The organism is Lacunimicrobium album (assembly GCF_052161635.1).
Taxonomy (GTDB): domain Bacteria; phylum Planctomycetota; class Planctomycetia; order Planctomycetales; family Planctomycetaceae; genus SXPC01.
In genome coordinates this window covers 4760260-4785220 of record NZ_CP197413.1, presented here as the reverse complement: position 1 = coordinate 4785220, position 24961 = coordinate 4760260, and the positions used below count along the sequence as shown (strand labels likewise).

Sequence of the window (24961 nt, the reverse complement as noted above, 5' to 3'; positions counted from 1 at the left end):
TCCGCATTCCCGTCATGCTTGAAAGCACAGATCCATGCAGATTGATTTCTCGACCGCTTCCCTCAAAGATGTTTCCTCTGACTGGCTGATCGTCGGCCTCTCATTCGTCAGCAGCGAGGGTTCCGGGGCGAAGGTTTCCAGTCTTGAATCTCAGTTGGATGAAGTGACCGGTGGTGCCATTGGACGTCTTCGATCACGAGGAGATTTCAAAGGCAAGCTTGCTGAGTTGATGCCTCTGTATGATCTGCCGGGTTTGAAAGCGTCGCGCGTCCTGCTGGTTGGGCTGGGAACACTCACCGACCTGACTCTGCCGAAGCTGCAACGTGCTTGTGCCGCCAGTCTTCGCAAAGTTGCTGAGCAGGCGAGTGTCTCGGTGGCTGTCGCGCTGCCTGAGGGGGAACTGGCTGGGAAGTCCAAGGCTGACGTTATTGAAACACTGACATCAGCAGCAGTCGTCGCGGGCGTTTCTCAAGGGATGTATAAGCAGGAAGCAACGCGCTATCCGATCAAGCAGCTGACGGTTCTGTCGGCCACTTCGGATCAACTCACCCAAGCGGCTACGCATGGTCAAATCATCGGGGAATCGATCAACATTGTGCGCGAACTCGTCAATCGCGGGCCGCATGATATTTATCCTGCCACCTTCGCTGACCGCGCGAGTCAACTGGCTGCCGAGTACGGGATCTCCTGCGAAGTTTTTGATGAGAAGCGACTGGCTGACGAGAAGATGTTCTCGATGCTTGGCGTGGCTCGCGGTAGTACGCAGCCTGCCCGCATGGTGATGCTCGAATACAAAGGTGGTAACCCAGACCAGCCGCACATCGCGCTGGTTGGCAAAGGGGTCACGTTCGACTCGGGTGGTTATTCGCTCAAGCCAACCGATGGGATGCTGACGATGAAATGCGACATGGCAGGGGCTGCGACGGCTTTGGGGGCCATCATCGCGGCGGCTCGGATGAACCTGCCGGTCAATGTGCGGGCTTATCTGGGACTGGTCGAGAACATGGTCAGCGGTAATGCCTACAAGCTGGGCGAAGTCCTGACGGCTCGCAATGGAGTCACAATCGAAGTCTGCAACACTGATGCAGAAGGTCGACTCGTTTTGGCAGATGTTCTGTGTTATGCCGTCGATCAGGGTGCCGAGTCGCTGGTTGATCTAGCCACGCTGACCGGGGCCTGTGTGATCGCGCTGGGGGAAGATTATGTCGGGTTGTTCTCCAACAATGACGACCTTGCCAAGCACATCCAGACCGCAGCGACCGATGCCGGTGAACTTGTCTGGCGCATGCCGATGGATGATTCGTTCAATGAGCAGCTGAAAGCAGACGTGGCTGACTGCAAGAACGTCGGCACACGCTGGGGTGGTGCGATCACCGCGGCGAAGTTCCTGGAGAAGTTCGTCTCTGGCAAACCCTGGGCTCACCTGGATATCGCCGGACCTGCTTACATCACGACTGGCAAAGCTTACCGCGAAGGGGGAGCAACGGGGGTCATGGTGAAGACGCTGGTGGAACTGCTGTCGAAGTAATTTCAGATCGAGACTGTTTCAGTGATTGGCGTGCGTCTCGTGGTCGCCTGCTCACTCGAAGCAGTGAGCAGGGCAGGGGCATTTTCGATTTGGCTCGTCTTGATCAGCAGATGTGCTTGATCAGTAGATGCGATAGTACGGCGAGTTGACGACGGTCTTGGTTGCGAGGTCAACAAAGTCGAAGACGGTGGTTGCGCCTTCTCCGACGAGGCAGATTGCTTTCGTGCCATCGCTGTTGAGTCGGAAACGTTCTGCGGAGCAGGCAATTGTACTTGCGGTTCCCGCTTCGATGTCCCATATGACCAGCCCTGCGGAGGTTGTAATGAGGCGTTTTCCATCGGGAGTGAAGCGGGCGCAAGTTCCACCTCCGGTGACTTCCGGGGATTTCAGAATGGTTTGCATCGAATTATTGGCGAGGGAATAGAGAAGGCATCCTCCCCCTTCGAGAGTCGCTGCGAGTGTGCTGCCATCAGGGCTGACAGCGATGGCGGTGACCTGAGCATTGGCCGTGAAGTCTTTGGTAATGCTCCCCGCTTTATCAATCAGGCGTACCTGGCCTTTGCGTCCATAGGCAGCGATGACATAGGATCCATCGTGCCCAATGGTGTAGGCAGTGAGATCTTTGCCCGCCAGTGAGACTGCTCCTTTTGCGGAGCCATCCGACATGGAGAAGAGGAAGGAATTTCCCAGATAGTCAAAAGCGGCGAAGGATGATTGATCAGCTGAGATCTCAAGACGGGAGATTCGGTCCTTGAAGGTCGAGAGAGCTTTTTTCTCACCGTTGTCGACGGAGTACAGGTTTTTGTCGGTTGCGGCATACTGCTTTTTATCATCGACAGCGATGATATCAACAAGACCTGCAAAATCGATGAGATCTTTGGAGCTGTAGTTTTCGTTTTTGGGCGAGTTCCAGGTTTCGAGACTGCCCCCTTTTGTGCTGACGAAAATCTTTTCCGAGGTCGGATCGAATGCCACACCGGTGATTCTCAGACGAACGACAGCATGTGTTGAGGTGGGAACCAGAAACAGATAGCTGCAGATGGCGATCACGAGAACGAGACTTCCGGCGATGCTGGACGTGATGATCTTTCCATGGGTCTCTTCAGGCCAGACGAGTTGCCTGATTCCCTCAACGAGAGCGAAGTCGAGGAAGGCAGAAGAATTGGCGGACTTACTGACGACCTGTTTATTGGTCTTCATCCGTTTTTTCACTGCAGTGATGATCTGCTTCTCAGTCCGTTCATCCCCCAGCTTCTGGAGGGCTTTGAAAGCACCTCGTACCACCATCGGAACTTCGTCGAGAACGAGTGGTTCGATCTGGTGGATCGCTTTCTTGTGATCGAGTTCGGCCAGCGCCTGACTGCTGTGATAGCGAATTTCGGGAGACTGATCCTTGAGAAGTGGAATCAATGTCGGAACGGCGTTGCTGTTTTTGATTGCGCCCAGAGCGATGATGGTCTTTACGCGGACATTGAGAGTATCCTGGAGAGCCTCCACAAGAGCGTTGAGAGACTCCGGGTCCTTTAGTTCGCCCAGTGACTTAGCAGCTGCGGCACGCACTTCATCAGAAGGGTCTTTGGCCAGAATGAGCTCGATGTCTTCGGCTGCTGACTTCTGCTTGCACTGACCGATCGCTTCGACGGCTTTCAGGCGGATGTTGGAGTCGGGAGACTGAAGGAGTTCCAGGAGGGCAGGAACGGCAGGCGTCGCCTGAAGACGACGGACAGTATCAATCACCTTAAGAACAAGACCGGTATGTTCGTCGGACTCAGGAAGGACGAGAAACTGAATCAAACGTTCAATGGCTGAGGCATCGCCCAGTCGTCCGAGGGAATCGCAGGTGGCGGCGATGAGTTCCGGATCATTTTCGTCGAGCAGCTGTGAGAGCGGAGAGGCGGCCGATTTATCGCCGATGGCGCCAAGGGCGTTGACAGCCAATAGACGAACATGTCGATCAGGATCTTTCAAACAGCGTACCAGTGGTGTGACGGAGCGTTCGTCGGGGATCTTCACCAAGGCGCTCGCGGCACAGGCACGCACGTTGGATTCAGGATCTTTCAGGGCAGAGACAAGCAGCTTGATGGCTTTGGTATCGCCGAGATCTCCCAACGCTTCTGCCGAGTAGCAGCGAATCGTCGCGAGATCGTGATTGAGGAGATTTGACAGACTCTCCAGGCAGCGAGAATCTTTCGCCTTGCCCATCGCGAGGCAGACGATGAGTTGCTGGCCGGCAACCTGACCGCCGGCGAGTTCGATCAGACGCGGCACTGCGTCCTGACCGATATCGGAGATCGCATCGACAACTCGCGTTTGGTATTGCGGATACTCACCGCCGTAGGCGATCAGCGGAAAGACGGCACGACGATCACCGAGGCTGCCCAAGGCAGTAATCAAGTGGCCCGAAGAATCGATCGGTGTCTTCAGGAGCTGACTGACGAGTGGCTCGAAGGCTTCGGGACAGCGTGTACTTCCCAAGGCGCGGGCGGCGGATTCCGGGAGGCTGGGACGAAGATCATCAAGAAATTTTGCAACTATTGGAACGACAGAGGCATGCTGAGTCGATCCGAGATCGATGAGCATCTGACGGATCGAGTCGATCGCTGGTTTGGTGTCGTCGCTGTCGAACTTCTCGAATAGCTTAGTGGCTTTGGGGAGGAGCTTTTGAGCTGCCTTTTCCTGTAACTTCAGCTTCTTGGCATCAGCTTTTTGCAGTTTCGGGGCAGGCTGTTTGAGCGACTGACGGATCACAGAAGCGACACTGGCGGCGACTGCGCTGCCCGAGGAGGCTGTCCCTTCGGAGCTGCGTCGTCTTCGGGCGGGATTTCCGACGACAGGCGCGGGAGTTACTCCCGACATGCTGCTGCGTTTAGGAATCGGTGAAGGCGCTCTTGTGGTTGATGAGCCAGATGGCGAATCAGAGGAGATCGAAGAACTCAGTGGTGGATGTGCCGTGGAATCCTGGGGAAGCGGCCCGGGATTCTGATTGGTCGATTTCACGGACGACGATGGTGTTTGGTGTGATTTCGTATTCGCCGATTGAGGTCCGGGAGGAGAATTCAACGCATCTGAGGTCGCGATCACGAACTGGTTGATATCGTCTTCGCCGATGTCTTCTGCCATGGAGAACATGTCATCGATGCTGAGGGCTTTCTGCTCTGGCTGAGCAGATGGTCCACGGACTTTCCCAGACGTACTCGACGACGATTGCCGGACAGGTCCGGCATTGCGGGCGGCACCGCATTCACGACAGCGGATGAGCGCCTTGGGCATGGACGCTTTGCATTTCCAGCAGACGGACGAATCGATGTTTGTCATTTGTCTTCAGGAACTCAGAGTAGGAATTGAGCGGTCTGAGTTGAATACGGCCATGTCATGCGGAGAGATTTTGAAACGCCGATGCCCGGGGGTGGTCAGCTCCCCGGGCAAAGTCGTTTTCACGTAGCGATCAAGCAAACGGATCAGTTAGATTCGAAGTTGGTCTTGACGATTTGCTCATAAGACAGAGCAGCACCGTTGTAGCACTCGAAGACTGGCAGTTCGATTTGGTTAGAAGTGTAACCATCGCGTTCTGCGTTACCACCGTTGGCAGAGAAACCTGGGTTCAGGAAGTTGTCGCCATCTTTGTCGGTGAAGGTCTTGACAGAGCCATCGCCCATCAGCATGTTGAGGCGGCCTTCGTGAACAGCATACCAGTCGCGGGTATCTTGCAGCCACAGAACGCTGTCATCGCCACCGTAGTTGCGGACTGCACCTTGTGGGTTGCTGTTGACAGCGTCCCAGTCAGTCGTGCCGCCGAGGAGAGCAGCAATGATTGAGTCGTTTGGAGAAGGAATAACGTCGTTGCGGATAGCAGCTGCGAAGTCCAGACCTGGAGCAGCCAGGGTGGCATCACCCAAGACGAACAGGCTGTTAGCGGCGTTCCAGTAAGCTGGACCGTCGTTAGCGGTTTCTGCCAGACGATCGCCAGCTTGGACGTAACCAGGCAGAGCAACAGCCATGAAAGCTTCGCTAGCATCGCCAGGAGCAGCGTCGCCGATCAGTGGGATGTTAGAAGTCGTGGCGCTGGCGTTGCCGAGCTGACGGATCGTCATTGGACCCTTAGCTCCGGCCAGACCTTTGACAGAACGGTTGACGTAAGCCGTGCTACCGGTCGTTGATGTCAGAGGAACTGAGCGGCTGAGGTACCAGCTGCAAGAGTAGTTGGTGCCGTAACCCTTATCGAGGAGGTTACGAACAACCCATGCACCGCGGTCAGCAGATCCGATGGCAGTGCCACCGAAGCCGCCGTCTTCGCCGCAGACGCCTTCAGACAGGCGAGGCAGGATGGCAGGACCGCTTGAGCTGTGAACGCCGGAGGTGTCTTGACCGACGAGTTCGTTGTACTTTTCAGAACCACGCAGTGGGTTGGTTGGGCAGACCATTTGAGTTGGGAAACCAGCGCCTTGGTTGACCATATCGGCAACCCAGCCGTAAGTATCGACGCATCCATCGCGGCGATAGTCGTACTGACCGGTGCACAGACGCTCGTTAGGGTCTGACTCGGCGAATGTGAACATGGAAATACCGAACTGACGCAGGTTGTTCTTACACTGAGCGTTGCGGGCAGCAGCGCGAGCGCGTTGAACGGCTGGGAGGAGCAGGGCAGCTAGGACCGCGATGATCGCGATGACGACCAGCAGCTCGATCAGGGTGAATCCCTTGCGAGTGACTTTAGCCATTGTGAGATGTCTCCGAAACAATGTGTGGCTGAGAGAGAAACAGTTTGCCGGAACACCCGGCTTCAAAAAACGAAATCTGAGGTTACGAAACCAGAGCTATGAAACTCAGGACAACGCTTGACCACGACGTGTCCTGATCTTCGTTATGTTGTCAATCAGTGAGCAAACCAGATACGAAGTGGAATCCAATCCAAATACCGCCAACTTGATCGAGATGAGCCTATTGCGTGTCGATTCTTTTGAGAGAACCGCGGACAATTTTTGACTTCTCTGCCAATCTTACAAGAGATTGTGATGTTTTGATGAACTGACGGCGAAAAGTGAGTGAACATTGAAAGGCTGACTTCTCGCGGTCGGTTCGCCAGGTAACGCGATGCGTTACCATCACTGACTCAGGCCTGTCGAAGTAATTTCGCTTGGTCAGGGATGAGTTGGAGGCGATAAAACAAGTATCCAAAGTTTTGTTAGGCGAAGATGTACGCCACATGAAAAAAGGTATAAAAGTGTGGTCTTTGTTTTGGGGCCAGAAAAGTACCCTAAGTGCATGTAGTTTCGTTGGTTGTAGCGTATCGCGAGTTGCTGAAAGTCAAATATGGATCGTTTTTATAGTGGCCCTGGAATCAGCATTGTGGACCAGGAGTCACTTTCTGGGCAGTTTTTGCTGCAGGGAGATGAGGCTCACCACTTAGTTCGAGTCCTCCGAGCGAAGCCGGGGCTTCGAATTGAGCTCTTTAATGGGCAAGGGTTCGTTGCTGAGGGAGAGGTCGTGGCTGTCAAGAAGAATGAAGCAGTCATTCAGCTGTTGCGAGTCTGGTTCGAGGAGAAGGATCGTCCTGCATTGACGGTGGCGGTCTGCTTTCCGAAGGGAGATCGGCTGACGACGATGATTGAGAAATTGTGTGAATTGGGAGTGAGTCGGGTCGTGCCGTTGATCAGTGAGCGGAGTGTGGTGGATCCCGGGGAGGGGAAGCTGCAGCGGTTGGAGAAGCTGGCGATGTCGGCTTGCAAGCAGTCCAAGCGGGCCTGGCTGATGGAGATGGAATCGCCTGTGGAGATTGGGGCGTACCTGGAGAAGGATGAGAACTGTGTCCTGCTGGATCCTCGGGCGAAGAAGAGGTTTTTAGACGTTGCGGTTGAGAGTCGACGAGTGCAGAAGGATTTGACGTGTCTGATCGGGCCGGAGGGAGGTTGGTCGACGGGGGAACTGGAGATGTTTGAGCAAAAGCAGGTGGTTGGATGCGTCCTGGGGAAGAGCGTGTTGCGAATCGAGACGGCGGCGATGGCGGTGGCGTCGGTGTGGGCGTCGGCGTAGAACCACACAGACAGGAATGTTTGTGCCACCGGGAAAAAGCGGAGCACGGAGCGTTTTTTATTTTTTGAAGATTGATGTCGACGTTTGAAATCGTCTCGCGACTAATTGATGAGAACTGAATCGCAACGCTGACACGCGAGCCTGAATCAATGGCTTGTCAGTTGTTGTTCGTTGCTGTTTATGGAGTCGTTGTTGACTCTGTTTTTTCCTGTCCCTGATTTCTGCGAGGAAGGTGCGCCATGACGATGACTTCAAAAGCCAAGACTGTGAAAATCATTCCCCAACTGACGCTGACGAGAATCGATGAGAGCTGCGGAGAAGGGTGCTGCGAAGTCATTCGCTATGCGACGACGGAGGACTTTGCGACGTTTCATCGCGAGTTCGGGTGGGCACGAGAGATGAGTGTGCCCGTGCGACGTTATCTGCTTCAAGGGCTTCTTTAGTGCTTTGGAAGTTGAAGAGGGCGGTGGTCCATTGTTCGTAGGACATGGAATGGTAGAACGAGTTTGAGTGAGGGGGAGATGGTCCGCACAGCGGACCCTACGGGACGCGCCATTGTATACGAGCGAGGCTTCACTTCGCAGAGATCCCTCATCCGACCTCGAAGACTCGGCCACCTTCTCCCCGGGGAGAAGGGATAAAAAAAGCCTTCGAATCGGTGAGGAATCGAAGGCTTCTGAGTTTGTGGTAACCGCAGGAGGTTACTTGGAGTCTGGGGTCAGGTCGAGGATGTTGGGAGTGCCTTGGCCATCGTAGTTGCCGCCGCGTGGGGAGCTGGCGAGCATGTCGAGGCGGGCGGCGAGCATCCGTTCTTTCTCGGCCTTGATCTCTTCGAGAGCTTCTGGCTTGATGCGAACGTCGGCGTTCTGGTGGAGCCAGAAACCGGTACCGGCTGGGATCAGGTGACCCAGGATGACGTTCTCTTTCAGACCGACGAGGTTGTCGGACTTGCCAGCGATCGCGGCTTCGGTGAGGACCTTCGTGGTTTCCTGGAAGGAGGCTGCCGAGATGAAGCTTTCCGACTGGACAGCGGCCTTGGTGATTCCGAGGAGCTGAGTACTAGCCGAGGATGGTCGAGGTCGGCCATGCTTGGCCGGCTTGCCACCGGAGGCTTCGACGGCGGAGTTGACTTCATCGATGGTGACCAGATCAACGACGTCGCCCAGATCGAACTCGGTATCACCGACATCGGTGATGCGTCCGCAGCTCTTGAGCTTGTCGTTCATGCGTTTGAACTCTTGCTTGTCGATGACAGAGCCCGGGAGGAGTTCGGTATCGCCGACGTCGTCGACGCGAACCTTCCGCAGCATCTGAGAGACAACGATTTCGATGTGCTTGTCGTCGATTTCCACGCGTTGTGCACGGTAGACGTTTTGAATCTCGTGCATCAGGTATTGAGAGACAGCCTCTTCCCCTGAGACGCGAAGAATGTCGTGCGGGACGAGAGGACCGCGGACGAGGGCATCCCCGGCTTTGACGATGTCGCCCGAGTGGACGAACAGCGGCTTACCGTGGGGAATGACGTGCTCGACTTCGGTGCCATCCTGACCGCGGACGACGATGATCCGCTTGCCGCGTTTTTTCTCGGCAAGGAGTTCGACTTCGCCATCGATCTCGGCGACGACGGCTGGGTCTTTGGGCTTGCGGGCTTCGAAGAGCTCGGTGACTCGTGGCAGACCCCCGGTGATGTCCTGGGTACCCCCTGCATCCCGTGGGTTCTTCGCGATGATCGAACCGGCAGCGATTTGCTTGCCGTCTTCGACTTCGATACTGGCCCGTTCAGGCAGGTAGTAGAAGTCGAGGATCTTGCCCTGGCCGTCTTCGATGATGATCTGCGGGTGCAGGTCGCCTTTGTGCTCGATGACGCTGAGACGTTTGTGACCCGATGGATCGACTTCGGTGCGGACCGAACGGCCTTCGACGAGGTCTTCGTAGCGGACGGTACCGCCGACTTCCGAGAGAATTGGAATGGCGTGTGGGTCCCATTGGCAGAGAACTCTGCCGGCATCGACCTGTTCGCCTTCGGTCACCATGAGGACGGCACCGTTCGGAATCGAGTAAGACTCGATTTCGCGACTCTTGGAGTCGACGATGACAATTTCCCCGTTTCGGGTCAGAACGACGTTGTGACCTTCCTGGTTCATAACCGAGCGAACGCGTGCGAAGCGAACCTTACCGGCTTTACGGCATTTGATTTCGCTTTCTTCCACTTCACGCGAGGCAGTTCCTCCAATGTGGAACGTTCGCATTGTCAGCTGAGTACCTGGCTCGCCGATCGACTGAGCGGCGATGATCCCGGTGGCCAGTCCTTCTTCGACCATCGAACCGGTTGAGAGGTCCATTCCGTAGCAGAGACGGCAGAGGCCGAGCTCGGCTTCGCAAGTCATCGGGCTGCGGACCTGAATCTTTTCGAGACCCAGTTCCTGAATCTTACGGGCCTTCTCGACCGTGATGAGTTCGTCTTCCCGGACGATGACTTCATCAGTGATCGGGTTGACGATGTTGGTCCGGCTGACACGACCACGGATGGCGTCTGCCAGAGAAACTTCGACGTTCTCGCCGCGGTAAACGACCCCCTTGGTGATTCCCTTGGTGGTGCCGCAGTCCTGGATCGTGACGACGACGTTCTGGCAGATATCAGCCAGTTTTCGTGTCAGGTAACCCGAGTCAGCTGTCTTGAGGGCGGTATCGGCCAGACCCTTACGGGCACCGTGAGTCGAGTTGAAGTACTCGAGAACCGAGAGACCTTCACGGAAGTTGGCCTTGATCGGCGTTTCCATAATTTCGCCCGATGGCTTGGCCATCAGACCCCGCATTCCTGCGAGCTGGCGAATCTGTTCCTGACCCCCCCGTGCACCCGAGTCTGCCATGAGGAAGATCGGGTTGACGTAGGCGCCGTTGTCCCGAACATCGTTCTGGAACTCGAGCATCATCGCCTTTTTGATCTTGTCGTTGGCTTGAGTCCAGGTATCGAGGACCTTGTTATAACGCTCGGAGTTGGTGATCAGACCCTTCTCGTACAGTTTCTGTTGTTTGACAACGGTCTGTTCGGCTTCGGTGATGACCTTCTCTTTGTTTGGAGCGGCAATCAGGTCGCTGGTGGCGAAGGACAGACCGCTGCGGGTTGACTGGATGAAGCCGTTTTCCTTCATCTTGTCGAGCAGCTGGATCGTTTTCAGACGTCCCAGTTCGAGGTAGCAGTCCGAGATGACGTTGGCCAGGTCGCGGCTCTTCATCGTGATGTTGTAGAACGACAGCCTTGGATCGAGGATATCGTTGAAGAAGATACGACCGACGGAGGTTTCGATCAGTCCGCCCGGGCGGTACGTATCGGCGCCTTCGCCTTTGACGCGTTTGTCTTTCGACAGACGAACCTTGACGGTGGCGTGACGGGTGACTTTGCCCAGTTCAAAGGCCATGTAGACTTCGTTGATGTTGGCAAAGATCATGCCTTCACCGGGACGGCCGGGCTTCTTCAGGGTCGCATAGTAACTACCCATCACGATGTCTTGTGATGGAGAGATAATTGGCAGACCGTTGGCGGGGCTGAAGATGTTGTTGGTCGACATCATCAGGGTCGTGGCTTCGACCTGAGCTTCGATCGACAGAGGCAGGTGGACTGCCATCTGGTCGCCGTCGAAGTCGGCGTTGAAGCCTTTACAGACCAGTGGGTGGACGCGGATCGCGTTCCCTTCCACCAGCGTTGGCTCGAACGCCTGGATCCCCATGCGGTGCAGGGTGGGTGCACGGTTCAGGAGGACCGGGTGGTTCTTAATGACTTCGTCGAGGATATCCCACACGTCGTCTTCTTTGCGCTCGAGCATCCGCTTGGCGCTCTTGATGGTATCGGCGTGACCGAGTTCCTTGAGGCGTCGGATGACGAATGGCTGGAACAGTTCGAGGGCGATCTTCTTGGGCAGGCCGCACTGGTGCAGCTTGAGGTCTGGACCGACGACGATGACCGAACGAGCCGAGTAGTCGACGCGTTTACCGAGAAGGTTTTCGCGGAAACGACCTTGCTTACCTTTGATCATGTCGGTCAGCGACTTGAGCGGACGGTTCGATGAACCGAGTACGGGTCGCTTACAACGGTTGTTGTCGAAGAGGGCGTCGACGGACTGCTGCAGCATCCGTTTTTCGTTGCGGACGATGACTTCCGGAGCGTTGAGGTCGACGAGCTTTTTCAGACGGTTGTTACGGTTAATGATCCGGCGGTAAAGATCGTTCAGGTCGCTGGTGGCGAAGTTGCCTGAATCGAGCAGAACCAGAGGACGCAGGTCCGGAGGAATGACCGGGATGACATCGAGGACCATCCACTCGGGACGGTTGTCTGAGTCGCGGAGAGCTTCCACGATTTTCAGACGCTTGATGTAGTCTTTGGTCTTCTGTTGAGAGCCGGTTTCTTTGAGGTCTTTGCGCAGTTGCTCAGACTCTTCGACAAGGTTGAGCTTCTGGAGAAGCTTCTTGACGGCTTCGGCACCCATTTCGATGGTGAAAGCGCCTTCGCCGAATTTTTCCTTGTTGTGGATGGCTTCTTCTTCGGTCATGACCTGGCAGAGTTTCAAGCCGGTTTCGCCTGGGTCGGTGACGACGTAGTCCTGGAAGTAGATGACTTTTTCCAGACCGGTGGTCTTCATGTTGAGCAGGGCCCCTAAGCGGGAGGGCATGCTCTTGAAGAACCAGATGTGGACGACAGGGGCAGCCAGTTCGATGTGGCCCATGCGCTTACGACGGACGCGGCTGTGAGTGACTTTCACGCCGCAACGGTCGCAGATCATGCCTTTGTACTTCATGCCGCGGTACTTGCCGCAGGCACATTCCCAGTCTTTTTCTGGTCCGAAGATCCGCTCACAGAACAGGCCGTCGCGTTCTGGACGGTAGGTTCGGTAGTTGATGGTTTCGGGCTTTTTTACTTCGCCAAAAGACCAGCTGCGGATGTCGTTGGGGCTGGCCAGGGAGATCTTGACGGAGCCGTAATCATTGACGCGTTCATAAGGGGTTTCACCAACACTCATGCGGGGCTCCTGTATGAAAAGGCACAGGCGGGTGCCTGTAGGGGGCTATCTGATGATGGCACAGGCGAGGCCTGTGGATGCTTATCTTGTATGTGACGCGGGCATTACTGCCTGTGTCATTTGACTGAGCACCGACTGGACTGTCGGTGCTCTTCTCGATGGACTTAGGCGGGGCCCTGGGCTTTTTCCAGTTGCATGTTCAAGCACAGACCGCGGATTTCGTTGTTGAGAACGTCGAAGCTGGCTGGTGTACCGGCTTCGAGGGTGTTCTCGCCTTTGACCATCGATTCGTAGATCTTGGTACGACCTTCGACGTCGTCCGACTTGACGGTGAGCAGTTCCTGGAGGATGTAGGCGGCCCCGTAGGCTTCCAGAGCCCAGACTTCCATTTCCCCGAAACGTTGACCGCCGAAGCGGGCTTTACCGCCGAGAGGCTGCTGGGTGATGAGTGAGTAAGGACCAGTTGCCCGAGCGTGGACCTTGTCGTCGACAAGGTGGTGCAGCTTGAGCATGTAGATGATCCCGACTGTGGTCTTCTGCTCGAAGGCTTCGCCGGTGCGGCCGTCGAAGAGCTGGCTCTTCCCATCGGCTGGGAGACCGGCTTGATCGAGGAGCTCGTTGATGTGCGACTCGTCGCAGCCATCGAAGACCGGACAGATGGCGCGGAAGCCGGAGATGGCGGCGGCGTAGCCCAGGTGAGTCTCAAGAATCTGACCCACGTTCATCCGCGAAGGAACCCCCAGCGGGTTGAGGATGATGTCGACCGGAGTTCCGTCTGCCAGGTACGGCATGTCTTCGATCGGGAGAACCTTGGAGATAACCCCCTTGTTACCGTGGCGACCGGCCATCTTATCCCCGACGGAGATCTGACGCTTCGAAGCCACGTAAACCTTGACCATCTGGAGAACGCCGCTTGCCAGTTCGTCGCCACGTTTGAGGCTGTTGACGGCATGGTCAGCGCGGTCGATTTCGTCGTCGACCAGGGCCCATTGTTCGTCGATGATCTGCTTGCACTCGGCTTGTTTTTGAGGGCTGCGGATATCGAGGTCGTTGTAGTACTTGAAGAAGCTGCGGGCGGCTTCGGCCAGTGACTTCTCTTCTTTGAAGCCCCGGATTTCGCGGCCGGCTTCGTCGGTCAGGTGACGTCCGAGAGCCTTCTCGAAGTTGGCCAGGAAGGACTTGAACTTCTCAGCAACAGCGACGTAGCCATCGGTCTCGACCTTTTTGAGGTGAGCTTCGAAGTCCTTGCGTTCCTTCTCGGTCAGCGACATGCGGCGTGCGAACTTCTCAGTATGAATGACGATGCCTTCGACGCCCGATGGGACTTCGAGAGACTCGTTCTTCACATCTTCCCCGGCACGACCAAAGATCGCGTGGAGGAGTTTTTCTTCCGGTGTCAGTTCAGACTTGGCTTTTGGAGAAACCTTGCCGACGAGGATATCGCCAGGAGAGACACGTGTCCCGATCTTGACGATTCCGCCTTCGTCGAGGTGACGGAGGGCTTTCTCGCTGACGTTGGGAATGTCGCGGGTGAATTCTTCGCGGCCGAGTTTGGTTTCGCGGATTTCGACGTCAAACTCGTCGATGTGGATCGACGTGTAGACGTCTTCTTTGACGAGACGCTCGGACAGGATGATCGCATCCTCGAAGTTGTAACCCTGCCATGACATGAAGGCGACGAGGACGTTACGACCGAGGGCGAGAACGCCATCTTTGGTCGCAGCGGAGTCGCACATGATCTGACCCTTCTTGACCTTCTGACCCATTTTGACAAGGGGCTTTTGGTTCAAGCAGGTTCGTTCGTTCAAGCCGGTGAACTTGCGGAGCGGATACTTCTTGCCATCGACTTCGATGACGCTGGCATCGACGTAGGTGATGGTTCCAGCCTTCTCGGCGATGACGACCATCCCGGAGTTGGCAGCAACGTAGTCTTCCATACCGGTTCCGACGAGGGGGAACTCGGTGATCAGAAGAGGCACGGCCTGACGTTGCATGTTCGAACCCATCAAGGCCCGGTTGGCATCGTCGTGCTCAAGGAACGGAATCAGACCCGCTGAGATACCGACCATCTGGCAGGGAGCCACGTCCGTGTACTGGACGGTCTTGGTCGGAACCCAGACGACGTCGTTACGGAAACGAGCCAGAACGCGATCGCCAGAGAGTCTTTCGTTCTCGACCGGGGTATCGGCAGGGGCGACATAGACAGTCGATTCTTCGTCGGCACGCAGCCATTCGATATCGCTGGTGATCTTGCCGTCGACAACCTTGCGGTACGGGGTGATCAGGAAGCCATAATCATCGACCTTGGCAAAGATCGAGAGGCTCGAGATCAGACCGATGTTCGTACCTTCGGGCGTTTCAATCGGGCAGATACGGCCGTAGTGGGAAATGTGAACGTCGCGGACTTCGAAGCCGGCTCGTTTACGGTTCAGACCGCCAGGACCCAGTGCAGACAGACGTCGCTCGTGAGTCAACATCGACAGAGGGTTGGTCTGGTCGACGACCTGAGACAGTTCGCTGCGGCCGTAGAAGTAATCAATGGCTGCGGAGACTGACTTCGGATTGACGAGGTTACGAGGAGTCATTTCCTCGACGTCCTTGAGGCTCATCCGCTCTTGAACGGTGCGGCGGAGCTTCAGGAAGCCTTTGCGGATTTCGTCAGCGGCGAGTTCGTCGATCGTTCGCAGACGTCGGTTACCGAGGTTATCGATGTCGTCGACGTGAGCAGACTGATCGTTCATTCGCAGGCGGATGACGTAACGCATGGAGTTGACGAGGTCGATCGCCTGCAGGGTCATCTCGTCATCGGAGACATCCTGGCTGAATTTGCGGTTAACGCGGAAACGACCGACGCGGCCGAGGCGGTAACGGTTCTGATCGTAGAACTTCTCTTTGAAGAGCGTGATTGCCTTCTCGAGTTGTGGGGGGTTACCCGGGCGAAGACGCTGATAGATCTTCAGCAGGGCTTCTTCGTGGCTGGTGGTAGGGTCTTCGATGATCGTGTTCAGGATCAACTGATCGCGGTGATCGGAGACGACTTCGACCTTCTTGATGGTTGATTCGGAGAGTTCGAGAGCCTGAGCTTCCGAGATCAGGTGAGCAGCTTCGACGATGATCTCGCCGCTGCGGTCGTGACCCTTGGGATAGATGACGTTCTCGACCGAGTACAAGCCAATCAGTTCGGCACCGTTGGCGCTGACTTTGACTTCCTTGGTCGGATAGAAGGCACGGATCAGATCGGCGTCTGATGAGTACTTCTGATCCATGGCGCGGATCAGAGTCGTCGCAGAGAACTTACCACTCTGGTCGATGCGGACGCCGAGAGTTTCTTTCTTGGAGATGACGAATTCGATCCAGCTACCACGCTCTGGAATGATTCGGCAGCTGTAGTTCTTGCGCTCGCCTGGCTCTGCGGTGAGGACGAAGTCCACCCCGGGAGAGCGGTGGAGCTGGCTGACAACAACGCGTTCGGCACCGTTGATGATGAATTCACCGCCGCCGAGCATGATCGGGATATCGCCGAGATAAACTTCCTCTTCGATCGGCTGCTCTTTCATCAGACGCATCCAGACGCGAAAAGGGCGTCCGTAGGTCAGGCGGAGCTGACGGCATTCGTCTGGTGAGTAGCGTGGCTTGCCGAGTTCGTAGCGAACGTACTCGAGCTTGTGGTTGCCATCGAAGCTGACGACAGGGAAGATCTCGCGCAGGATTTCTTCAAGACCGATGTCTTTGCGCTGCGTGGGCTCGATATCAGCCTGGAGGAAGCGGTAATAAGACTCGGTTTGAATCCGGGTCAGGTTGGAGATTTCGAAGTTGCTCTTGATTCTTCCAAAGTTACGAACTTCTTTGGTGGGGATCGTTCGTTGTGCTGGAATCGGCATTGCCTGTGGCTTTCAACTTGTTCGAAAAAAGAGGGGCAACCAGATGCGAAAGCGTGAGTCACGTTTCGCCCGTCAGAGAGCTTCAAGCAGCCATCGCTTCCGTGGCGATGATTGAGACACCTTCCGTGGACTGAAGCATCGAGAAAATCGGTCTCAGGAGAAAGTTCCCGCCAGAATTCGTGTCAGCGGGACGATCTGAATCGGAAAGAGAGCAGAGCGACGCAAAGTGCAGGGTCTCATCTCTGGACATGGACAAGGACAAGGTCATCGGCCTCAAAAATACAACAGTAAAATCGACTTTGGTGTTCAACCGGGGTAGGTTGCACCGTTGTTACCTGATGCGAAATCAGGAGGTCGGACGTCGATCGGTCCGAAAAACTGGTCGCGATTCCGCAACGCAAAGACGATGCGCAATGGAATTTGCGCGCTGACACGCCAGAGTCTCTCGTCAAAGATACGAGAGCGATATCAGAAAATCAAGTAAGCAGCCAGGTTTACCCCATAAGACTTTAGGGAAACCTGCCTGCTTGCCTCGATTTGATATTTCGTCTGGAATCGAATCTGTTCCGGAACAGGAGACGGGATCAGAGGACAGCGGCCCGAAGATGAGCCGCGGTCAAACTACTTGATCTCGACTTTTCCGCCAGCTTTTTCGATTTCTTCTTTGATCTTGTTGGCTTCGTCCTTTGAAACAGCTTGTTTCAGAGGCTTTGGAGCGCCTTCGACCAGGTCCTTGGCTTCTTTGAGGCCCAGACCGGTGATGGCACGGACAGCCTTGATGACGTTGATCTTCTGATCGCCGGCGGTAGCCAGGATCGCGTCGAACTCGGTCTTCTCAGCGGCTGGAGCAGCAGCACCGCCGCCGTCAGCTGGAGCAGCCATCATGACAGCGCCGCCAGCAGCTGGCTCGATGCCGTGGACTTCTTTGAGGTAATCAGCCAGAGCCTTGGCTTGGAGGAGGGTCAGGCCGACCAGTTGATCGCCCAGAGCCTTGGTAGAGTCGTCGAATTGTGTGGCTGTCTCGGCCATTATCAAACCCTTTCACGGAACTTTTTAAAACTCAAATCTGACGAAATGAAAACCAGGTCGCCGAACATCGACGCCACAAACAATTGTTTTCGTTGTATTTTCCAAGTTGATCCGATCGGAACGATCGGACCGGGTGAACGTCAAGCGGCTTCGCTGGAAGGCTCGTCGCCACCGCCATGTTTCTCTTCGATCGTCTTGACGATACCAGCGAGCTTGCCTCCTGGTCCGAGGAGTGCACCGGCCAGCTTGGCACCTGGGCTGAGGATCTGACCAGCGATCTGGCTGATGAGTTCCAGGCGACCGGGGCTCTTGCTCAGTGCAGTGACTGCATCGCCGCTGAGAGTCGTACCTTCGACGGATCCACCTTTGATGGTGATCTTGCTGTAGTCTTTGGTGATCTTGACAACGACCTTCGAGAGGGCAACGACGTCTTCGCCGCCGTAGATGATCGTTGATGGTCCAGCCAGTACTTTCTCCATGCCTGTAACGCCGTTCTTTTCGAGGGCTTTACGGGCGAGGGTGTTCTTGACGGTCAGCATCTTGACGCCTGCGTTGCGGATCTTGCCGCGGAAGGCGTGGTCAGCGACGGGGTCGAGTGCTGAGGAATCGATGACCAGGACATCGCGAGCATCACCCAGGCGGGCGTGAACATCGTCGATGATCAATTCTTTGACGTACTTACTCATAACTGTCAGACCTAAGAGATCGAGAGCAGAAAGTGTTTTGTTAGTTAAGTCGAGAGTCGACTTAAACGGTCACAAATTAGACGCCGACCGGGATGCCGGGCATCATGGTGGCGTTCAGGGTGACGCTGCGGACGTAGATCCCTTTGGCACCGGATGGTTTGACGGTGTTGAGGTAGGCGACCATGGCATTGGCGTTGTCAAGCAGCTTCTGGGTGTCGAAAGAGAGCTTGCCGATGACTGCATGGACGTTACCGCCTGAGTCATTGCGGAACTCGACTTTACCAGCCTTGTATTCTTTGACGGCAGTCGCGACGTCCTGGGTGACCGTACCAGCTCGTGGAGATGGCATCAGTCCGCGAGGACCGAGAACGCGACCCAGAGGACCGACGACACCCATCATATCAGGGCTGGCGATCGCGACATCGAAGTCGAGCCAGTTCTCTTTGAGAATGCGGTCAGCGAGCTCTTTGGCTCCGACGGCATCTGCACCGGCTGCTTGAGCGGCTTTGGCGTTGTCGCCTTGAGCGAAAACGATGACTCGTTGAGACTTGCCGATACCGTGTGGCAGGACGATTGAGCCGCGGACGATCTGATCGGCCTGGCGTGGATCGATACCAAGGTTAAAGGCGAGAGCGACGGTCTGATCGAATTTGACCGGCTTGATGCCTTTAGGCAGTTGATCATTGAGTCCTTTGAGGACTTCAACAGCTTTATCGAGAGAGACTTTGCCAACTTGCTCGGTCTTCTCGCGCAGGAACTTCATGCGTTTAGACGTATTCGCCATATCTGTCAGCTATCTATCGAAACATTGTGTTCTGGATAACGGGAGGACTCGTTGTCTTCCCTCGAACGTGTTCTGTTGCCCGCATTGAAAGACGATTGTAATGATCTCTTTCGCCCGCGAGGCTGGGCGGCTTGCAAGGTATCAGCATCGACTAGTCGACGATTTCGATACCCATGCTGCGGGCTGTTCCCGCGATGACTCGGCAAGCCTGATCCATACCGCTTGAATTCAGGTCGCTCATTTTTGTCTTGGCGATTTCCTGAACCTGGGCCATGGTCACGCGACCAACTTTGTTTGTCTTCGGGTTGTCTGCACCCTTGGCGACCTGAGCGTACTTCTTGAGAAGGACAGCTGCAGGCGGGCTTTTCAGGATGAAGTCGAAAGTACGGTCTTTGTAGACAGTAATGACGACGGGGATGACCATTCCCATCATGTCGCGAGTCTTCTCATTGAATTGAGAGACAAACTGACCGATGTTGACCCCGTGAGGACCGAGTGCAGTACCGACTGGAGGAGCAGGAGTTGCCTGACCACCTTTGCACTGAACCTTGATGACTGCGGTGACTACTTTTGCCATGATCGAACCTGATCGTATCGCTGTCTTGGGAGGCTGACGAGAGGCTGCTCTACACAAGAGCGAACTTGTCGTCGGCTGTATCTATAATCGCCGAGGAGTGTGCACGAGCACAAACTACGGACGCTCAACTTGCCAGTAATCCAGTTCAACCGGTGTCGGACGACCAAAGATCTCGATCAGAACGGTGATTTTGCCGCTTGATTCGTCGACTGCTTCGATCGTTCCCTGGAAGCTTTCAAAGGTTCCTTCTTTGATCTTAATGACTTCACCAGATTGGAAGTCGATCTTGACCTTGGTTGGTTCGACGTCTTTGGAAAGTTCCAGGCCCAGCATTCGGGCAATTTCCGTTTCCTGCATGGGAATCGGCTTGCCAGCTGCCCCGGTGAAATCACCGACGCCTGCTGTATCGCGAATGAGGTACCAGGTGTCGTCGTTGAGGACGAGCTGAATCATCAGGTAACCCGGGTAGAGCTTTTGCTCTCGGATTTTCTTTTTCCCGCCCTTGGTTTCAACAACCTTTTCGGTCGGGATGATGACTTCACCGAAAAACTCTTCCAGTCCTTCCAGCTTCACCCTTTTGACAATCGCGTCGCGAATTGTTCGTTCGCGATTTGACTGTACTTTGAGGACATACCATTGCATGCCTTCGGGTTGCTGTGTGACTTCCGCCATGCTGAAAACTCAGTTTCTCAACAGTAAACGTTCTGATTGTTGACTTGCAGACGAATCAGTCAGTCGACCGGCCTGATGAGCCACAGGGGCAGAACTTGGAAAGAAAGAATTCTCCGACTCTCCAGAACGACACCGGCTCGGACCAGAGCCCGAGCCGCGAATTGGGAAACGAAAAGCATACAGTGTCAAACCGTTTTTTCAAGCAACCCAAGTCTTTTTCTGCGATTTGCTAAGAATGGACTTGCAATTCAGGTTTCTGGTGGCCCTAAGGCGGCCTGGAAGTTGATGTTTGCGCAAAAAAAAGACCTGCTGGAAGCAGGTCTCTGGGTGATTTTTGGGGTTGGATTAAAATCGGAGGAAGCCGATGAGGTGGAAGAACCACTGCCAGATCATGTCGTAGACGAAGAGGGCACCGGCAACAATGAACATGGTCGCGAGGACAACGATAGTGGCGCGGTACAGGTGCGTGGAATCTGGCCAACTGACCTTATCAACTTCTGCCTGGACGGCGACCAGGAAGTCGGCGAATGGCGGGTAGTTGACGGTACGGAAGCCGAGCCACAGGCCGAGGAGGCTGATGCCACCCTGGACGCTGTATTTGACGAGATCGGTATACTCAGCGAAGACGTACTGGCTGAGTTCCCAGCCCGCGAATGCGAAGACAACGAAGATCGCGATGGCAGTTGCCTGGCGGACCTTCAATCCCTGATTCCGCTTGTAGATTGTGGCCGACATCAGCTCCGAGGTGAAGCCAGCGAGATTCGACTTTGCCATATCGTGTCTGGTCCTGGTGTTGCCTCGTCGCGTCAATGTCGACGTGGCCCGACTCTGTCTTAAGAGTGATGTTCTCGAAGATGCAGTTGAAGGATACGCGGTCAAGCCGCGCAATCGCAGAAGTGTCTCGTCAAGAAAGAACACGGGCGGAAGGACTCGAACCTTCAACCGCCGGATTTGGAATCCGGTGCTCTGCCAATTGAGCTACGCCCGTAGGTAGGCGACGAATTATTTCTTGCGAGATTCTTTGTGGAGCGTGTGTCTGCGAAGCCTTGGGCAGTATTTCATCAGCTCAAGCTTCTCGGTTCCACGCATTTCCTTGATCACGCGGTAGTTTCTCATACCAGTTTCAGTACATTCCAGCCAGACGTATTCGCGAGCCATGGGTCACCAAATGCAAAAAAATTAAAGATTGATCGATGGAAAATGGGAGGCAAAGCGGGCCGTATGTGATGAAAAATACGGCGACCATCAACACAGTATCCTCGGCGTGAAGAACACGTCGAGGATCTGTGGAATGGTCATGATCAACTCAAGTGGATTACTCGAGGATCTTGGTCACAACGCCAGAACCGACGGTACGTCCACCTTCGCGGATCGCGAAGCGGCTGTTGAGGTCCATGGCGATTGGTTTTTGGAGTTCGACTTCCAGAGGAACGTTATCACCTGGCATACACATTTCTGCGCCGCCGAGGAGCTTGGCTGCACCGGTGACGTCCGTGGTGCGGAAGTAGAACTGAGGGCGGTAACCAGAGAAGAATGGCGTGTGACGGCCACCTTCCTCTTTGCTCAGAACGTACACTTCGCATTCGAACTTGTGGTGAGGCTTGATTGAGTTGGCAACGGCGAGGACCTGGCCACGCTCGATATCATCTTTTGTGATACCGCGGAGCAGGAGACCGACGTTATCGCCAGCGATGCCTTGGTCCAGAGTCTTCTGGAACATTTCGACGCCGGTGACGACAGTTTCCTGAACATCTCGAAGGCCGATGACGCTGACTTTTTCGCCAACTTTGATGACGCCGCGCTCAATACGACCGGTGGCGACAGTACCGCGACCTTTGATTGAGAAGACGTCTTCAACAGCCATGAGGAATGGCTTATCAGATTCGCGAAGTGGTTCTGGGATACCGGCGTCGAGAGCGTCCATCAGCTTGCCGATGCAGGCGTTGGCGGTCGCGTCGCTTGGGTTTTCCAGGGCTGCCTTGGCGTTACCGCGAACGATCGCGATGTCATCGCCAGGGAAGTCGTACTTGTTGAGAAGTTCGCGGACTTCCATCTCGACGAGCTCGAGGAGCTCTTCGTCATCGACGAGGTCGCACTTATTCAGAAAGACAACCAGAGCTGGCACGTTGACCTGGCGAGCCAGGAGAATGTGTTCGCGGGTTTGTGGCATCGGGCCGTCAGCAGCTGAAACGACGAGGATCGCTCCGTCCATCTGGGCAGCACCGGTGATCATGTTCTTGACGTAGTCGGCGTGACCTGGACAGTCAATGTGGGCGTAGTGACGACCAACTGACTCGTATTCGACGTGAGACACGGCGATGGTGACGGTCTTTGTGTCATCGCGGACCGTACCACCCTTGGTGATTTGAGCGTAGCTCAATGGAGTGGCCAGGCCTTTGGCAGCCTGGACTGCGACGAGGGCGGCTGTCAGCGTGCTCTTGCCGTGGTCGATGTGACCAATAGTGCCGACGTTGACGTGTGGTTTTTTACGTTCGAAAGTTTCCTTAGCCATCGTTAAACTCCGAGTCCCCTTTAACTTTCAAAACTGAATGCCAACAAGCCTAAAGGCATATGCTGGAATACAACTACTGGCCTAAAAAGGGGCCAGACCTTCACACAGGCCCAGGAGGCCAGACAATTTGGAAAAGGCTAAAACTAACAATCTGATGAAAAACTTGCAATCGACCGGAAGTGTCCGACCAGCGCGAGAATCGCCAAATCATCCAGTTTTCACAGGAAAATCAAAAATCAGCGATTTCAGATCGTTAATCAAAAAACGGTTCCGACTGGCAGTGTTGTCAGTCAGAACCGCTAGAGCTGCTGAGGGGACTCGAACCCTTGACCTCGTCCTTACCAAGGACGTGCTCTACCAACTGAGCTACAGCAGCGAATTCAGGAGAATGCAGTCGTTTGAGTGTGGCTCGAAGAGTCACTTGTGCTCTACGGGAAAATGAGAGCGGGTGAAGGGAATCGAACCCTCACGACCAGCTTGGAAGGCTGGAGTTCTACCATTGAACTACACCCGCGACTGTTTGCACATCAGACTGAGGCTGTCATCGCGATCTGTGAAAGAAAAAGAAACAAAGTGGGGGCGACAGGATTCGAACCTGTGAAGGCATAGCCAGCAGATTTACAGTCTGCCCCCATTGGCCGCTCGGGCACACCCCCAAATGTTTCGTTTGCTTTTTGTTCGTCCAACGCTGCGCTGGCCTTGCGGTTACCTGCAGGATTTTCCGAGGCCCACTTTGGTGGACAAAGGGAAAAAATGCAAGCCAACCCGGTGGTCGTCACTGCGGTCGGAGGAAAAAAGAGCTGGCGGAGGGAGTTGAACCCACAACCTACGGTTTACAAAACCGTTGCTCTGCCATTGAGCTACGCCAGCTGATCTCTGCAGTGACCCTCGTTTCCGGGAGTCGCGGAGAAGCCCGCTAGTATAACGACCTTGATATTCCGTTCAAGCCTTTTCACCGTGGAGAATGACACGGCTGTGAGAGGAATGTTCGCGGGGCCGGAAAGTGACTCGCGACTATCGAGTGATTGTCTCGAGATTCATGGTGGCGAACCAGGCGTTTTTCTGTCGTGACGAGTTCAGGAAAATGGCTCGTCCGTCGGGGAGGATTTCAAAGCCTTCCAGTTCATCAGTCGGATAACTGAGTTTGAGCGTGTTGAGCGGGGTGGCGCAGGTGCCAGCTGAATCGAGAGGGGTTGTGGAAAGCTGGTAGCCGAGGCCTTCGATCTGGTTCTGGACCAGGATCAGCTCTTTGGTTTGTTCATTCCAGCAGAGGGTCTGGACCCAGGGGCCGGTGGGCTGTTTGGTGACGAGGACGCCCGGAGAGCTGGTGCGGACGACGGATTTGAGTTTTTCGGGGTCGTAGAGGCGAATTTCGTTGCCTGTGGGGCCGTAATCGCTAGTCGCGATGAGTTCCTTGCCCTGGATGGTGACGTATTCGGGGCGGGTGCCGTTGAGGCCGAGGTCGTCGTTGATCTGGTTGAGGATGGCGTGGTCGAGGTGGCCGTCTTTTTTGGCCTGTTCCCAGTCAATGCGGAAGATCGTGCCTCGGCGATAGACCGTGTCGCCGAGGAAGACGCCGTGGGAACCGAAGGTCAGGCCGGTGGGGTGCGGCGCGACATCAATGCCGTTGCGGGTCAGTTTAATTTCCAGTCCGGTCCACTGCAGAGGTTCGGGGCTGGCTGGTTCGTAGCGGTATTCACGGATGACGCCGGTTTCGGCATCGCCATAGATATAGAGAAGGCCATCGTGGCGGGTGATGCCCTGAGCGGCTCCGAGGCCTTCAATGGTCTGGGAGATCTGAAGGGCTTGCTCGCTAGTGTCAAAGTCGATGGGCTTTGAGGGAAGGTCTGCGGCTGTGAGAGGGGCAAACGCCAAGAATGCGATGGCGGAGAAGATCGTCCTGATCATTCAGTGGGTTCCTGTGCAGGATTTCGGAGTCAGGTTTACTCAGTACGCATATTGTTTGGTAGTTAAGTGAATCGGTAGGTAAGAAGCTGTGAATTTGGCGCAAAGTTTGTGGAATATGCGGCGTCCCTGCTGACAGATGTCCACAAAGGAGAGGGGCAAACTTAAAGGAATCTTTCGAAAATTGGAAGAATAATTCGCATGCAGAATCCGTACGACGCGCATAACCGTTACGCCAGACACAACGATGCAGATTGGCACTGGCGGCATGATGAAAACAACTGGATTGCGAGTTTTTCGCGTCGATAGAAATGGCAGCCGGATAAACCACGTTTGGAGAGA

At 55.2% G+C, this 24961-nt stretch carries 16 protein-coding genes and 5 tRNA genes; 3 read left to right on the top strand and 18 right to left on the bottom strand.

Translation table 11 applies throughout. The features are described from left to right. Window positions 1-34: 34 nt before the first annotated feature. The gene (locus SH248x_RS19175; RefSeq protein WP_459555934.1) at window positions 35-1528 is read left to right on the top strand and encodes a leucyl aminopeptidase family protein; all 1494 of its coding nucleotides are present in this window, start codon (window positions 35-37) and stop codon (window positions 1526-1528) included. A gap of 120 nt (window positions 1529-1648) precedes the next feature. On the opposite strand, the gene SH248x_RS19170 is transcribed toward SH248x_RS19175, so the two are convergent. Further along, the gene (locus tag SH248x_RS19170; RefSeq protein ID WP_459555933.1) at window positions 1649-4798 is read right to left on the bottom strand and encodes a HEAT repeat domain-containing protein; all 3150 of its coding nucleotides are present in this window, start codon (window positions 4796-4798) and stop codon (window positions 1649-1651) included. Between the two features lie 188 nt (window positions 4799-4986). Continuing rightward, a complete protein-coding gene (locus tag SH248x_RS19165) occupies window positions 4987-6246 on the bottom strand; it encodes a DUF1559 family PulG-like putative transporter (protein ID WP_459555932.1) in 1260 nt (419 codons plus the stop codon). A gap of 592 nt (window positions 6247-6838) precedes the next feature. On the opposite strand from SH248x_RS19165, the gene SH248x_RS19160 reads away from it, so the two are divergent. Both SH248x_RS19160 and SH248x_RS19155 read left to right on the top strand, forming a co-directional pair. Continuing rightward, the gene (locus SH248x_RS19160; RefSeq protein WP_459555931.1) at window positions 6839-7558 is read left to right on the top strand and encodes an RsmE family RNA methyltransferase; all 720 of its coding nucleotides are present in this window, start codon (window positions 6839-6841) and stop codon (window positions 7556-7558) included. Between the two features lie 239 nt (window positions 7559-7797). Next, window positions 7798-8001 carry a hypothetical protein gene (locus tag SH248x_RS19155; RefSeq protein ID WP_459555930.1) on the top strand — a complete coding sequence of 68 codons (204 nt, stop codon included), beginning with the start codon at window positions 7798-7800 and terminating at the stop codon, window positions 7999-8001. 258 nt (window positions 8002-8259) lie between these two features. On the opposite strand, the gene rpoC is transcribed toward SH248x_RS19155, so the two are convergent. From rpoC to SH248x_RS19075, 16 genes are all read right to left on the bottom strand, one after another. Then, window positions 8260-12573, bottom strand: a complete 4314-nt coding sequence (gene rpoC / locus SH248x_RS19150; RefSeq protein ID WP_459555929.1) for a DNA-directed RNA polymerase subunit beta' — start codon at window positions 12571-12573, stop codon at window positions 8260-8262. Between the two features lie 164 nt (window positions 12574-12737). Continuing rightward, complete coding sequence (gene rpoB / locus SH248x_RS19145) at window positions 12738-16454, bottom strand: DNA-directed RNA polymerase subunit beta (RefSeq protein ID WP_459555928.1); 3717 nt, start codon at window positions 16452-16454, stop codon at window positions 12738-12740. A 621-nt stretch (window positions 16455-17075) separates the two neighbouring features. Beyond that, entirely contained in the window at window positions 17076-17483 is a 408-nt protein-coding gene (gene rplL / locus SH248x_RS19140) for a ribosomal protein bL12 (protein WP_459555927.1), read from the bottom strand. 140 nt (window positions 17484-17623) lie between these two features. Then, a complete protein-coding gene (gene rplJ, locus SH248x_RS19135) occupies window positions 17624-18169 on the bottom strand; it encodes a 50S ribosomal protein L10 (protein ID WP_459555926.1) in 546 nt (181 codons plus the stop codon). Between the two features lie 76 nt (window positions 18170-18245). Then, window positions 18246-18953, bottom strand: a complete 708-nt coding sequence (gene rplA / locus SH248x_RS19130; RefSeq protein ID WP_459555925.1) for a 50S ribosomal protein L1 — start codon at window positions 18951-18953, stop codon at window positions 18246-18248. Window positions 18954-19104: 151 nt separating this feature from the next. Beyond that, a complete protein-coding gene (gene rplK, locus SH248x_RS19125) occupies window positions 19105-19530 on the bottom strand; it encodes a 50S ribosomal protein L11 (protein WP_459555924.1) in 426 nt (141 codons plus the stop codon). Window positions 19531-19644: 114 nt separating this feature from the next. Next, window positions 19645-20202 carry a transcription termination/antitermination protein NusG gene (nusG, locus tag SH248x_RS19120; protein WP_459555923.1) on the bottom strand — a complete coding sequence of 186 codons (558 nt, stop codon included), beginning with the start codon at window positions 20200-20202 and terminating at the stop codon, window positions 19645-19647. A gap of 345 nt (window positions 20203-20547) precedes the next feature. Next, a complete protein-coding gene (gene secE / locus SH248x_RS19115; RefSeq protein ID WP_459555922.1) occupies window positions 20548-20976 on the bottom strand; it encodes a preprotein translocase subunit SecE in 429 nt (142 codons plus the stop codon). 141 nt (window positions 20977-21117) lie between these two features. Further along, window positions 21118-21190, bottom strand: a tRNA-Trp gene (locus SH248x_RS19110). Between the two features lie 14 nt (window positions 21191-21204). Further along, window positions 21205-21360 (bottom strand): 50S ribosomal protein L33, encoded by a 156-nt coding sequence (gene rpmG / locus SH248x_RS19105; RefSeq protein WP_459555920.1) that lies wholly within the window; start codon window positions 21358-21360, stop codon window positions 21205-21207. 157 nt (window positions 21361-21517) lie between these two features. Then, window positions 21518-22714: an elongation factor Tu gene (gene tuf, locus SH248x_RS19100; protein WP_459555919.1), complete on the bottom strand. Its 1197-nt coding sequence runs from the start codon at window positions 22712-22714 to the stop codon at window positions 21518-21520. A gap of 303 nt (window positions 22715-23017) precedes the next feature. Then, a tRNA-Thr gene (locus SH248x_RS19095) sits at window positions 23018-23090 on the bottom strand. 67 nt (window positions 23091-23157) lie between these two features. Continuing rightward, window positions 23158-23228: transfer RNA gene (locus SH248x_RS19090), tRNA-Gly, on the bottom strand. A 60-nt stretch (window positions 23229-23288) separates the two neighbouring features. Continuing rightward, window positions 23289-23370, bottom strand: a tRNA-Tyr gene (locus SH248x_RS19085). Window positions 23371-23512: 142 nt separating this feature from the next. Then, window positions 23513-23584 (bottom strand) — tRNA-Thr (locus SH248x_RS19080). A gap of 144 nt (window positions 23585-23728) precedes the next feature. After that, window positions 23729-24622, bottom strand: coding sequence for a hypothetical protein (locus SH248x_RS19075; RefSeq protein ID WP_459555918.1), 894 nt, complete (start codon window positions 24620-24622; stop codon window positions 23729-23731). Window positions 24623-24961 lie beyond the last annotated feature (339 nt).